The sequence below is a fragment of the Halomonas alimentaria genome (assembly GCF_009902005.1).
In the GTDB taxonomy this organism is placed as follows: domain Bacteria; phylum Pseudomonadota; class Gammaproteobacteria; order Pseudomonadales; family Halomonadaceae; genus Halomonas; species Halomonas alimentaria.
Genome location: NZ_WUTT01000001.1, coordinates 984,282 through 997,060, shown reverse-complemented (window position 1 = coordinate 997,060; position 12,779 = coordinate 984,282). Strand labels below are relative to the sequence as shown.

The window sequence follows — 12,779 nt, the reverse complement described above, 5'->3', positions numbered from 1 at the left end:
TGATCATGCGAGTGAAAAGTGCCTGAGGTTGTCGGTATCCGACGCCTGGTCGATGTGATCAAGCGGTGCGGACCCGACCGGCAAGGTGAGAAGGCTGGCATCGTCCCGCAGGCTGTGCCGTGGGGTGCCTGCTTCAAGGTGTTCCTGCCAGTAGCCGTCGGTGCTGAGCAGCAGGGTTTGGCCCTGCTGTAGCGAGAAAACGTGGTGTTCGGGGGCTCTGAAACGCCTGGCGTTCAGGCAGCGGGTCAGCTGCTGCTCCTGCCGGTCCTGCTCTTCAGGTGAGCATGGGGATAGCAGGCCGGGCTGCTGCGCCAGGATGTGCGGTGTTGTCAGCCAGCGCGTCTCAGCCTGCTGACGGAGGCCTACCCGGCAGTCGCCACAGTGCCAGACCTGGGTCGCCAGCGTCTCCAGATCGAGGCTGACCATGCAGTAGCTGGCGATATCGCGAAGGAAACCGTGACGGAGCTTGGCCTGTTCCTGCTTGAGGCGCGCATGAACCGCCGCCGGTGAGCGAGTAGATGCCTCGGCCAGTGCTTGCAATACGACATCGGCCCAGTGCCGAGCCAGCTCGGCGCCTCGGGGGCCTTTTTCCGCACCGTCGACCAGCATCGCCAACAGGTGCTGACCTTGCTGACCCAAGGCTGCGGCATCGCTGTTGCAGGCGCGCTCACGGCCTTGCTGGCTGAACCAGCGGGCTCGCATCAGCCCCGCTCCCCGGCCAGGATCTCCAGGCGCTCGAAGAGCAGCGCTTCCCGGTCCGGGTCGCCGGCCTGACTCTGCACGGCATAGGCAAAATCATCATTCCCGAGGAGCTCGCTGAGCTCGGCGGCAATGTAGGCCTGGAGTGCGCTGTCGGCGGACCGCACCTCGTCGAGCAGCTCGGGGCGGCCATCCACCAGATTGAGGATGTCCTCGATGTCGTGGCTCGACAAAGGATCACCCTCGCCGCGCCCCTTGTAGGCCTCCAGCTTGGTGGCGACGAACAGCGGCGGCGTGACCACGCGAATCGTGAGATCCCCGCCCAATGAGACGGGCTTTGCCGTTTGCAGCGCCAAGGGGTACCAGTGGTTGCTGAAGCCGAGCACCTCGTCATGGTCCGGCATCAGGTCGACGCGCAGCTCCCCGAGCTTCATTGCACAGATGGGCATGTCCTCGTCCATCGAGGAGGGCTCCTTGAACCCCTTGGTCTTCAGCGCGTCCTTGAAGCGGTGCAGATGCGCGTAGGTCATGACGCTGATGATCAGATCCACGTCGTCGGTGCTGCGTACCTGTTCGCGGGTGAACGCATCGGTGAGCAGCAGCCCGGTTGTGCAGCCCCCGACGAAGGCAACCTGCTCCCGCAACTCTTCCCCTAGCGCCTCCGCTACCTGCCGCAACATGGCGCATTGATCGTCGAAGAGACTCATCGGTTACTCCAGGTACGCGGCCAGCCGCTCGGCAGCGACCTTGCTCTCGCGGGGATGGCCCAGTCGGATGGCATCGACCAGGGCCAACATGGCGTACAGCTCGGGGTCGCGACGTACCGCGTAGGGCACACTCTTGAACAGCGGCTCGATGGCCTGGCCTTTGCTGTTGCCCCGGGCGTCCGGCCACACCATCGGCAGCTCACCCGAGCTATACAGCCGGCCCTCCAGCACCGGTGCGGTGAAGGTCGTCGCAATGCCGCGGGTGATCTCGCCGGGCTTGGCCGGGAATACATAGCGCACCCCATGCACGATGAAATCGAACAGGGCGCGGGCATTGGCGCGCGGCACGCCGGTGCTACGCTCCTTGCGAACCAGGCCAACCTCCTGACAGCGCTGCAGGGCCAGGCTTACCTGGCTCTTGCTGATCCCGGTTTCCTCGGCCAAGGCCCGCACGCTATAGCGAGCCAGCAGCTGATCGTCATCGAGCCCAGGCAAACTCTCTTGGCGCAAGTCGCTGTCGGCGTCATCCAGCGCCCAGTCCCGCCAGTCATCGGGAAGCGCCTTTGCCCCCTTGCCGGCGTGAGTGTCGTGGCCATGGCCCTCCCTGCTCCTCAGGGCTACCAGCTTCAAAAGCAGGCCGATATCTTGACTTTTCATAGTGTCACCAAGGCGTCATGTCCCATGTCCTAGGACACGGGACAGGCTTGATGAAGTGCCATTCCATTGTCAAGGAGAATCGCTCAGCGCAGACGAATGCGCTTGTTGGCCTGGATGGCGTCATCGAGCTCGCGCTTGAGGGCATCGAGGAAGGCATCGACCTCCTGCTGGCTCTCCAGGTAGACCCCTTCATGAGTGCGGCTGAGTACCTGACTCACGCTGACGTTGGCCACCGGCTTGGGTGCGGCGACTTGGGTGGGCGCAGACTCGCGCACTTCACCGGGCGGCGTGCCGGTATCGCGGCCACCGTCGCCCTGAGATGAGCCGCCCTCGCCGGCAGGCTTGGCATCCCAGTCGGGCTTGCCGGCGTTATTCGCCTTCTCGCGGGCGGCGCGCTGGCGTTCGGCTTCGGCCTGCTGTTCGCGGTGAAGCTCGTCGAGGCTCTCCTGCTCGCGGTCGTTGGCGGTATCGCCCTGCAGCAGGTAGATCTGAGCGATGCTGGCCGCGCTTTCGATGTCCTGCTTGAGCAGCTGCAGCGGGCGCAGCAGGCGATTGCTGAGCTCCGGCGTGCCGATGCCACTCTTGACGATCTCGGCGCTGACGTTGGCGATACGCTGGTCGATCCGGCCGATGGCGTGCTCGCGCTTCTGTTCCAACAGCTTGGTGTTGGTCTCGTCGACCGTGTGAATCAGCCCGGCGACCTTCTGCAGCATTCCGTAGGGCGCCTCGGATGCGTAGATGCGGTCCAGCTCGACCAGTGCCGCCTTCGCCTCGGGCGCCTTCTCCAGCGCCGGGCGGTTGGGCTGGAAACGGGTCAGCGCCTGGTCCAGCTGCTTCCAGGTGGTGAGCTGCTTGGTGAAGAACTCGTGGAGGTCGCGGTATTCCTCTTCGAGATCGAGCAGATCCTCCTGCTGCTCGGCCACCGCCTTGAAGAAGTCGAAGCTGTCGTCGATGCGCAGCAGGCGCTCGACCTCCTTGAGGGTGCTGTCGATGGCGGCGCGCCCCGGGAAGCGGCCCACCTCGGTCTTGCTGCGGTAGGCCTCCAGGTCCTTCTTCCACGCGCTGAACTGCTCGACGTAGAAGGCGTAGAGTTCGGTCTCGCTGGAGGGCCCGAGCTTGGTGAACAGGTCCTTGGTGAGGTTGCGCACCTGGCGCAGCACAGCGTCGTCGGTCTGGCGCTTCTTCTGGATGCGTACCTCGCTGCGCCGACGGCTGTTGTTGAGCAGCTCGAAGGCTTCCTTGCCGGGCAGTGCCGGGCCGGCGGTGTGGAAGGTCAGGCGCCCCACGGCATACAGCCGCCCGAGGATCAGCAGGGTCTCCTCCACCGGCCAGCCGAAGGGGCGGTTGTTGAAGCGCTCCAGCAGCGGATTGAGCGGCACCGGCTCGCCGCCGTGCAGGCCGATGTACTGCTCCACCTCGCGAACCGCCTGGGGGTTGCCCTCCTCGCCGTCGAGCTCGATGGCCTGCTGGCCGATGTCGTCGGCGGTCATCACGGCGACCAGCTCGCGCATGGGGTCGGGGGTGAGTACCTGCAGGTAGCCGAGCTTGCTGTAGGTGTTCTCCAGCAGGTACTGGCAGGCGTCGTCGAGGCGGGTATTCAGATTGCTGCGGTTGATGTCGAGCTTCTGGCCCAGGGCGTAGACGTCGGCCTCCAGCAGCATGTCTTCCAGGCGCACCAGCAGGTGCTTGCGACGCTCCTGGTTCTCGCGGCCACGGTCGGCGAGGATACGCTCCACGCTGCTGTCGCCGGAGGCGGCGTTCAGGCGGATGTACTTCTCGGTCTTGAGGCAGGTGCGCAGGTCGTCAAAGAAGTCCTTGTTGTCGCCCAGTCGTATCAGCACCTGGCCCTGGTTCTCGTTGCTGCGGTGGATGCAGCCCGCCTCGCCGCTCTGGGGGGAGAAGCTCTGGGTGTAATCGATATCCAGCGGTGAGACCACCTCGACGCGCAGCTGGCTCTGGAAGCGACCGTCGATGGTGTGGCCGTCCAGGTAGCGGCCGATGGTGTAGTCGGTCTTGTTGAGCGGGTAGCGGTACTTGTTGCGGTCGCGCAGGCGGTCCTTGTAGATCATCTCGGCCAGTAGCTTGTTCTCGTCGCTGCTGGTGATCTCGGTGGCCTTGATCTTGCGCGTGATGTCGCGCTCCTCGTTGGTGAGGAACAGGTACTCCTCGCCGTTGCGGGTGACCAGGCTCTCCTTCTCCAGGCGCAACAGGGTGCCCTCCAGGCGCTCGCGGATCGCCAGGCGGTCGTCGTCGATGCGGGTGATGGAGAGCGTGACCAGATTGTCGAGGGTGCCCTTGACCAGATCCACGTAGCGGATCATGAACAGGGTGCGCAGGATCTCGACGTCGAAATCATCCAGCGCCGCGTTCTCGCTGGCCTGGTCGATGGTGCGCTTCACCGCGGTATCGAGGAAGCCCTCCACGGCGCGGTAGAAGCTGTGCATCGGCACCAGGGCGCCGACCTCCTGATCCCCCACCGCCTTGGCGGCCATCTGGAAGGCGTCGAGCATGGAGCGCTCGCCGTAGGCCAGGTGGGCCCCTGTGGCACCGACCTTGCGGATCTCCTCGAAGACCTTCTGGACCAGCTGGAAGTGGTACGGAACGAACGGATAGTTGGCGACGAAGCTCTCCACGCCGTCGACATTCCTGAGCGTGGGGCCGGAGCGGTCGAAGGTGAGCTGGTTGCGCAGCACCGCGCCCTTGGCCTCGAACACCTGGGCCAGCTCGCCGGTGGCCTCTGGGGTCTTGGCCAGCAGGCGCTTGCGGATCACCTCTTCGGAGTTGGAGCTCGACAGCGACAGGCGGGTCTTGAAGCGCCCGGCGATCTTGGAGAAGTCGTTGGCCTTGGCGGCGGTCATCTCGCCGAGCACGGCGTCCATGTCAGCCTGGGAGGTGACCACGATCCAGGCGCGACCGCCGCAGATGGTGCCGAGGTTCTCGGTCAGCGTCTGCAGGGTCAGCATCAGGCGGGTGTTGCTGCCGATGAACTGACCCACCTCATCCACCATGAAGACGATGCGCTGGGTCGGCGACTTGGCGTCCAGGTACTCCTTTACCCAGCGGCAGAAGTTCTCCACTGAAACGCTGAAGGTCTCCTCGGAATCCTCGAACCACTTGTGGGCCGCCTCCGGGGAGAGATCCAGCGCCTGGCTGATCGCCTGCTCGATGTCGTCCTGATAGAACTGGAAGCCGTCGCGCTCCTCTTCCCAGACCATACCGCTGGCCTCCTGGAAGGCCGCCTTGAAGTGCTCCAGCACGCCGCGCTGGGCCAGGTGGCGCTCCATGTGGGCGATATGCGGGTGATCGCCGCTGAAGCCCTGGTACTCGTTGAACACCCGCAGGAAGACGTTGAGGATCGGGTTGCCGCCGTCGTTGGAGCTCGCCTTGCTGTCGATGTTGAACAGGATGACATCGGCCGGCTGCTGTACCGCCTTGGTGACGTCGGCGCGGATCATCGGATCGTGGAGCTTGTGCTCGTCGAAGAACTCGGCGGCGCGGCGGTGGTTGCCGGCCTCATCCTCGGCCTCGATGTTGGCCAAGAGGTACGAGAGCGCCTTGAGGAAGTGCGACTTACCTGAGCCGAAGAAGCCCGAGATCCACACCCCGACCCGGTTGGCGATGGAGGGATCACTGAGCGGCGTGGCGTAGGACTCGAAGAAGGCACGGAAGTGCTTCTCCAGCTCGTTGGTCACCACGTACTCGTCGAGCTCCTGGTAGACCGTCTCGCGGTCCTTCTGGTCGGCCTTCACCACCCCGTTGATGGGGCGGTTCAGTTGTTTCTGGAAGAGGTCCTGGATACGCATGTCCGATCGATTCCTTAACGGGCAACGCCTCGCTCCCGTAGTGGGGCAAGGCGGTCAACAAAGCGGGTGCCAGGGCAGCGCGGCTGCCGGCTGGCCTTCAGATCGAGAGTTTCCCGGGGACTGACTGAGCCGGGCGCCCATGCGTCACGGCACGAGAGAAAACGCCCGGTAGTAGTGGTTACTCGCGACCTGGTCGAAGAGGGTCAGGCTCTGGCCGTCGTAACTGCCAGGATAGAAGAGCACCAACGGCTTGTGGCCGAGCCTGCCATGCAGCGCATTGAGCAAACTGTGGGCACGCATCACCGGCCAGACGCTACCCACGCCTGACAGCAGAATGATATCGGGGTCGTCCGACAGCGCGTGTCGGATAAGGAAGGGGGCGAACTTGTCCATGTGCAGCGGGCCGCGCAGCGCCTTGAGCAGCGCCGCATCGCCCTTGGTCTGCTGCATGGCGATGGCCTTGTCGAGAAAGCCACGCTCATGGAGATAGTCGCGCAACACGCGCAGCAGGTTGACGTGGTCGACCGTCAGCTCGCTGTGCTGACGGGACAGTACCCCTTCCAGGAAGGTGAGGTACTCGCGAACCTGCAGCTCGTGCTCGGGGGGATAGTCGAAGATCCAGAAGCCGATCTCGTTGCCCAGGCCCTGGCCGGAGAGGAAGGCCGGGCTGGTGATCTTCTCGGCGATCTGGTTGAGGCGATCCTTCAGGTGAGGATCTTCGCGGTGGGACGGCCCCTGCGTGAGCGGTGACATACGGCTCTCATCCTTGCGTCCGGTGTCGTTCTTTTCGTTATGATTGAGCGTCTTATAATGCTTGGTGCCCGGCCTGCAGTGGATAGCGGGCTTTTGGGCACGCTACCGCCAGCCCAGGTCCATGGCGTTCACCGCGGCCCCAGGGCACTCAGGCAGTCCAGCAGCCGAATCAGGTGGTGCCTTTCCAGCAGGGTCACTACCTCGGGCCGCAGCATCAGCGGTCGTAGCCGGCGGCTACGTGCACTTTCTATCAAGCCTACTTCGGATAGCATGCGAAAGGCCACCTGACCCATCTTTCGTCTAGAGGAGGCGGTCCAGGCGTTGATGGCCGGATCGCGGTAGGCACGATCGGCGAGGAAGTCATCCCACTGGTACAGCTCAAGGCGCTCGGCCTGGGTCACGAAGGCATCAGCCACCACGGTCTCCAGGAACTCCACCAGCAGCAGGTTGCGGGCCAATGCCGCACAGAACGCCACCTGGGTGGCCAGTTGGTCATCGCCATCATGCAGCACCTGCCAGAACGGCTCAGGAAGCCGCACAAGCCGCTTGCGGATTGCCTGGGCCATGCGCCTGGCTGATGCCGGCCGTGCCTTCTGGAGGCGATTCTCGTCGATGATGGCCGTCTTCCAGGCCGCGTCATCCACACCAGCCAGCAGCAGCTCCGCCACGATGCGGCTCTCGCGGACCATCAGCGAGCCGCCGATGAGGTCGGAGTTGTAGTGAAATGAAGGTGGGGCTGCCGTCATTGTGAGGCAGCTCGTGTGGCTATCGAAAAATTAGTTATAGCTATCATCGGTGAGGCTTAGGGATAGGTTGATTTAGAAGGTCCTCGTTTAAGCCGTGAGCATCAGCATTGTAAGCCCAACGGGCGAATTGGTCGATCAGGGTTCGCTGTGCGCACTCAAGCTCTGCCACGCGCTGCGTTAAGCGTGCGATCCTATCATTCGCCCTATCGATATCAGAAAACTGGCGTACTACTTTGGAAGGAGCTTTTAGTTCTTCTTTCCGCAAGCGCATTGAAGCTTTTATATTATCACGCGTCAAGAGTGTTTTACGAGTAGTTTTAATACTTAACTCATTCTCACAGGCAAGGACAACCAACTCCCAGGTAAGCTTACTTCCTCTCCAAGTTTTTATCAAATCTTCAATACGAAAAACATCCGCATCAGAAAGCCTTGCCATGCTCAATCCCCCAGCCCCAAAATCCTCTCCAACTCAGCCAGCCTATCATCATCTTTATTTTTTGGTAAAATTCCAGATTTCGATTCACCTAGCTCTCCTCTAATCGACAAAGCATTGCACCCTGCCGTCCAACTGTTATCAACACCTTTTACAAGTGCGCCATCTTCTATGGTAGGATCTTCCAATACCTTAATCAACTGCTCACAGCGCTCTAATTTCTCTATAGTTGTTTCAAGCCAGGTATTAGCACCGTAAGTTTCTTCACGAGCTTCTTTTTTAAAAGACACAAGACTTCTCCGCAAATAGCCTCTCTCATCTTTAAGATTTAATAGCTTCACATCATCTCCCTTCACACATATATGCTCCCCGCAAGTTAGGCAGTTATTAAACTTTGCGCAAGGCTCTTGTGCATAATCGTGGACACAGACACCAAACTCAGTACGATGGACAATCCGATTTTCAAAACCACCGACATTCTTCATTCGGATAGGAACATTTGTTTTTATTGACGCAAGGATATTGCTATCCACAACTTGAGGCAAAAAGACTTCAAGCTTATCAGCCATCTCTTCTGGTGAGACATGATTGTAAACCCAATTTTGACTCTCGTGTAATCGCCCAGACCAACGCGCTATTAACTCTTGAGAAAGACCACCTCGTTGAGCGACTGTATTTAGTAGATGACGAAAAGCATGGGTATTAACCTTTACCCCAGAGTAACCATACCTTTCAAATATTGATTGAGTCTTCTTTTGGGTTCCTGTCAGCTGAGTGCTTAGCCGGTGCTTGCACATCCCTGTAATCCCAAAGGGCTTTTCTGACTTACCTTTATTAACTGAAAACGCGCCACTCCTGAAACAAAATAGAGCATCTTTCCACTTGACAACCTTCTTACTATCCGTATATGGGAAATGCTTAGGAAGATACTTCTCCCTAACCAATAAATTAAGTTTTCTCAAAGTCACTTCAAAAGTATCATTGAACTCATACCCAGAAAGCCTTCCTTTAATATAAACTCTCGACACACCATCTTCATTAAATCCAGAAAGAATATCTCCAGCCACTTCACGTGCCAGACCTGAACTTGATTTGCTAGTACATATTTTTTTTATAAAAACCTTAAATACATTTCTTGGAGAATGATTCTTGGTTGAAAGCATCAAGCATTTACAAACCTCCTCCATAGTCAAGGGCGCGTCGAGGTGCTTGTTGGGGACGCCTATATGATGTGGGAAATCATCAGGATTCTCTTCCAGCCACCTAGCATACCCACGTGCTTCATTCGTAATATCAACTATTCGACCCACTGCTTCCTTACAGATTTCGGCCATACTGTCTGGGATGATTTTTCGGTTTGCCCCAAATCCCTTTTGAGAGTACCATAACATGTATAGTTGGCTACGCCCTTGCTCATCACGGTCGGTCACAAAGCAATCTTTCTTAATGTAAGACAGCTCGCCCACTCGTGAAGGCTGAGAAAGCAATATCGCCACAGCAGAAGTTACCATAATATCCAAACTGGATTCTGGATTACTGCTAAAAATATCTCCAAGTGCCGCTATCGATTCGAAGCTAGGAAGTTTTTTTTCCGCATTTTCTGCGCTCTTCCTAAGGGTCATTTTAGGTTCCTTTACCTGTGGATCCCAGATAAAAGGTTTAGCCACCACTCCACTTTCAATAAGCTTATCACATATCCGCTTAAGTTGAAGAGAAGTACTATAGGCAGTGCTCTCAGAATTATATTCCTGTGAAATTAAAGTAGCCCTATCGAATATTGCCGCTGTAACGGAAATGATATCAGCCTCTTTATTAATATCTAAAAGTGCCTTCTCTAGGCAGCGAAGGGCATTGAGGCGATAATTGTCTTCACTAAGATTAACGACTCTCTCTTCAAACAACATAGCTTTGACATAGTCAATCATCCCAGAATCAAGACTCTCATTTCTTTTTCCGAGCTTAGAACATCGAGTATTATTTATCCCCCAGCGACTCCAGCTTATCGCCCCCCACTGAACAGGATCAGATGGTTTATCATAAAGATGTATTTGAGATTTTGCCCAATTAACAAACTCATTCAGAGACGCCCGAGCTGCCAACCCTGACCTTGGCACGAAAGGTAAAACATTATTCATCATGTTCACCTTCAGCGCTCTGCTTTAAATCATTTATACTATGAATAACCTGCATTACTGCGAGAATAGGTCGATCAAAACTAATTGCCACTTCACTTTCCTCACCAGCAACATCAATTGCTCTTTGTTGCCTTAGCATAAGGCGGTTAAGTACTTCTTCATGAGGTGCATCGAGCCAAGGCTGAAACTTTGAGCAGGTATAACATGCGACGGGGGCGTCAAGGTGGCAACCTCCTGATGCACCACATGTAGCAATGGCAGATGACTCAGCACGAATAGTCTTGTTAGTTAGTGATCCATTAACTGCATCCGCCGCACCAGCAACCAGCCTCCCCTGAAACGCGTTAACAACTAATGATAGTTCTTTTTTCATTTTATCATCAATTCTCTTGCCCATTGCAGCGGATACTTTTATATACCTTGAGACACTTCTAACCCCTTTATGGTCAAGCACAAAGGCTATCGTATGCCTTCCAATATCCATACGACTCAGTTCTGTACCTATTGTATATCGAAAGCGATGAGCTCCTAAATGTATTTTCTCGCCGGTACGCTCAGAGACAGGAAACGCCTGATCGTCTTCGAGCCCACGAAGCAGTGCCTTCATGGAACCATCATGCTTGTGAAATTTTATTTGAGGCTCTATTTCAAGAAGATTTAAATCAGGATCATCTTTTATTGTAGTTATTACGAACTTCATCCCTTTTGCCCTAAACAATGCCACATGCGGAATAGCTTTTTTCCAATCGACATGCAACTGCTCACGCTGCAAGGCTTTTAGCGTAATCTCTTTATAACTTACAAGTATATCGTAAAGATCCTTTGATATATCAAAATTTTTAAAGCTGTTACGATAACCAAATCCTTTATTTTTTGCACGTGGCATTTTCAGACAATAGCCACGCTCATCTTCTATAATATCTCCAAAAACTAGCTGTTGGATCTGGCGAATACGCACTCCAGTAGTAATCAGGATCCGAATATACACAAACTGCTCAATAGTTATTCGACCGTATGCAAATGCATCGTTTGCCCAGTCAAAAATTGACCGCCTCTCTAATGAGGTTAAGGGTCCTTTCTCTGGATTCATGCTCTCTACAGGGCACTGACCAACATTATTTCTTGGCTTTATTGCATATAGGTAATCAACAACAGCCTCACTTGGTTTAACCTCCAACAAATAATCTTCCCGCCAACGTTTTAAAAAAGACCTCAACACCGCAAACTCAGACTTGCTAAGAATATTACGAACTGCGATAACATTTGACTCATCCAGGACATCAAGACTCGAATTACCGCACTTGGAAAGAATATATGCAAGATGCTTTAACGTTCTGGCTGAATATTCCATTGCATAATAAGACAATGCCGCAATAAGCCATGGCCGAACTTTATCAATTACAGCACATTTGGCACTTGCAACATTAGCTGCCTGTGCAGTAGGGTCAGGTCGCCAATAATCATCAGACGGAGTAAAACGCCCTCCACTCTTTGCAGTCATTTCAGACATCAACCACGCATCAATATTTTTTTTACTTGGGGATGAAAGAATCACAGTAGTCACTCAAAAATCAAAAGGGAAGTTCACTCAAAAGCTTTTCATTTAAAATCTTCATTGCTTCGCTAGCTTCTTCTTGGAAAAATTTTTGCCCATAACGCCCAGGCATTCTCGAAGTATCTACCCATCCATACCGAAAATTGCAAACACGATAAAAAATAGTTTCTCTTTCCTCAGGTGAAAGATTTTTTGTTTCTTCTGCAACGATTTTCATAGTTCGATAAACATCGTGATGTCTAAGTGTGTGTGGTGTTACACACTTAAGAATAGGGAAGTTTTTTTTTGCCACATTAAACACAGCATCGACTGACTTTATGGAAAGGGGAGCACCTTCATTCCTACCATGCGACAAGAACAAATAAGGATGACTTTTAGCCCTTTTAGATTTTCGGTAGCATTCAATATATTCATTTATTAATGACATAAGATACTCAGGTGCTGGAAGCTTCCTCTCATTAGTTTTAATATTAGGCTCTTCGGCACGGGGATCGTCTGGGTCATTCGGCCTATGGACAATAGAAATACGATTGTCGCGGTAATTAACATCTGAAAGCTTTATCCCCAGCATCTCACTTCGGCGAACACCTAAGCTATAAAGGATAATTACAATCAAGTAATTTCTAACTCTAACGGCTAATGATTTTGGCCATGGGTTTTGCTCTGACCTCGGATGTAAATAATTAAGCAAAACTCTCTCTTGCTCTGATGTTAATCCCTTGGGCTCCATCGGCCTTCTTTTCCAAGAAGGTTTAGACTGTACAATACTGAGATTAATTCGCTTTACTAGCCATTCAATTTGATCAAAGCGGTCATCTGGATGGCCCAATGCTTCGTAAAGGAAGCAAAGATAGTTTCTAGCTGTTGCCAACCTTGACTCAGATTGATATGCACTTACTTGTTGATAGGCTGAACGGTGTAATCTGACACCACTATACTTTTTATCAAGAACGTCTTTTCTCCAATGCACTTGACTAGAAAATTCAGCCAACTCAGTTTCACTAAGATATACAGATTTCGGTCTTTTTTTAAGTCGCTCTTCTATATTAATGCCTTTGTAGATTAGCCATTCCAATAAAATGATTAAGTCGCTGAAAAATCGTTGTTGAGTATTAGGTGACCTAACTCGCATTTTTTTTAGAATGTAGAGACAAGGCCAATAAAGTGGCACAGAGTCTTGAAGTAAGAGCTTGACTCTGGTCTCATCATTCAGCTTGAATTCTTTGATTGAGAATGTCATGAGAGGTCCAAGAAGGTGACAAATTTTAGAATAGCACTTTGGTAGATATGT

Annotated in this window: 10 protein-coding genes; all 10 read right to left on the bottom strand. The window is 54.4% G+C overall.

The window, feature by feature from the left end; translation table 11 throughout:
• Positions 1-3: 3 nt before the first annotated feature.
• On the bottom strand, positions 4-702 hold the full coding sequence (locus GRB96_RS04770; protein ID WP_161430986.1) for a protein phosphatase 2C domain-containing protein: 699 nt from the start codon (positions 700-702) through the stop codon (positions 4-6).
• Positions 702-1,406: a hypothetical protein gene (locus GRB96_RS04765; protein WP_161430983.1), complete on the bottom strand. Its 705-nt coding sequence runs from the start codon at positions 1,404-1,406 to the stop codon at positions 702-704. Before GRB96_RS04765 ends, GRB96_RS04770 begins: the two co-directional genes overlap by 1 nt.
• Positions 1,407-1,409: 3 nt before the next feature.
• The gene (locus GRB96_RS04760) at positions 1,410-2,063 is read right to left on the bottom strand and encodes a MarR family transcriptional regulator (protein ID WP_161430982.1); all 654 of its coding nucleotides are present in this window, start codon (positions 2,061-2,063) and stop codon (positions 1,410-1,412) included.
• An 83-nt stretch (positions 2,064-2,146) separates the two neighbouring features.
• The gene (gene brxC / locus GRB96_RS04755) at positions 2,147-5,866 is read right to left on the bottom strand and encodes a BREX system P-loop protein BrxC (protein ID WP_161430980.1); all 3,720 of its coding nucleotides are present in this window, start codon (positions 5,864-5,866) and stop codon (positions 2,147-2,149) included.
• A 144-nt stretch (positions 5,867-6,010) separates the two neighbouring features.
• Positions 6,011-6,619: a DUF1788 domain-containing protein gene (locus GRB96_RS04750; RefSeq protein WP_161430978.1), complete on the bottom strand. Its 609-nt coding sequence runs from the start codon at positions 6,617-6,619 to the stop codon at positions 6,011-6,013.
• 128 nt (positions 6,620-6,747) lie between these two features.
• On the bottom strand, positions 6,748-7,365 hold the full coding sequence (locus tag GRB96_RS04745) for a DUF1819 family protein (protein WP_161430976.1): 618 nt from the start codon (positions 7,363-7,365) through the stop codon (positions 6,748-6,750).
• Between the two features lie 43 nt (positions 7,366-7,408).
• Entirely contained in the window at positions 7,409-7,801 is a 393-nt protein-coding gene (locus tag GRB96_RS04740) for a hypothetical protein (protein WP_161430974.1), read from the bottom strand.
• Between the two features lie 2 nt (positions 7,802-7,803).
• Positions 7,804-9,936 (bottom strand): hypothetical protein, encoded by a 2,133-nt coding sequence (locus GRB96_RS04735; RefSeq protein ID WP_161430972.1) that lies wholly within the window; start codon positions 9,934-9,936, stop codon positions 7,804-7,806.
• On the bottom strand, positions 9,926-11,497 hold the full coding sequence (locus GRB96_RS04730) for a tyrosine-type recombinase/integrase (protein ID WP_161430970.1): 1,572 nt from the start codon (positions 11,495-11,497) through the stop codon (positions 9,926-9,928). Before GRB96_RS04730 ends, GRB96_RS04735 begins: the two co-directional genes overlap by 11 nt.
• A gap of 7 nt (positions 11,498-11,504) precedes the next feature.
• Positions 11,505-12,728: a tyrosine-type recombinase/integrase gene (locus GRB96_RS04725; protein WP_161430968.1), complete on the bottom strand. Its 1,224-nt coding sequence runs from the start codon at positions 12,726-12,728 to the stop codon at positions 11,505-11,507.
• Between the last annotated feature and the right edge of the window lie 51 nt (positions 12,729-12,779).

Bases quoted from the DNA above. Each gene is read 5' to 3' on its own strand.
- GRB96_RS04770 (WP_161430986.1), bottom strand. From the start codon at position 702: ATGCGAGCCCGCTGGTTCAGCCAGCAAGGCCGTGAGCGCGCCTGCAAC.
- GRB96_RS04765 (WP_161430983.1), bottom strand. From the start codon at position 1,406: ATGAGTCTCTTCGACGATCAATGCGCCATGTTGCGGCAGGTAGCGGAG.
- GRB96_RS04760 (WP_161430982.1), bottom strand. From the start codon at position 2,063: ATGAAAAGTCAAGATATCGGCCTGCTTTTGAAGCTGGTAGCCCTGAGG.
- brxC (WP_161430980.1), bottom strand. From the start codon at position 5,866: ATGCGTATCCAGGACCTCTTCCAGAAACAACTGAACCGCCCCATCAAC.
- GRB96_RS04750 (WP_161430978.1), bottom strand. From the start codon at position 6,619: ATGTCACCGCTCACGCAGGGGCCGTCCCACCGCGAAGATCCTCACCTG.
- GRB96_RS04745 (WP_161430976.1), bottom strand. From the start codon at position 7,365: ATGACGGCAGCCCCACCTTCATTTCACTACAACTCCGACCTCATCGGC.
- GRB96_RS04740 (WP_161430974.1), bottom strand. From the start codon at position 7,801: ATGGCAAGGCTTTCTGATGCGGATGTTTTTCGTATTGAAGATTTGATA.
- GRB96_RS04735 (WP_161430972.1), bottom strand. From the start codon at position 9,936: ATGATGAATAATGTTTTACCTTTCGTGCCAAGGTCAGGGTTGGCAGCT.
- GRB96_RS04725 (WP_161430968.1), bottom strand. From the start codon at position 12,728: ATGACATTCTCAATCAAAGAATTCAAGCTGAATGATGAGACCAGAGTC.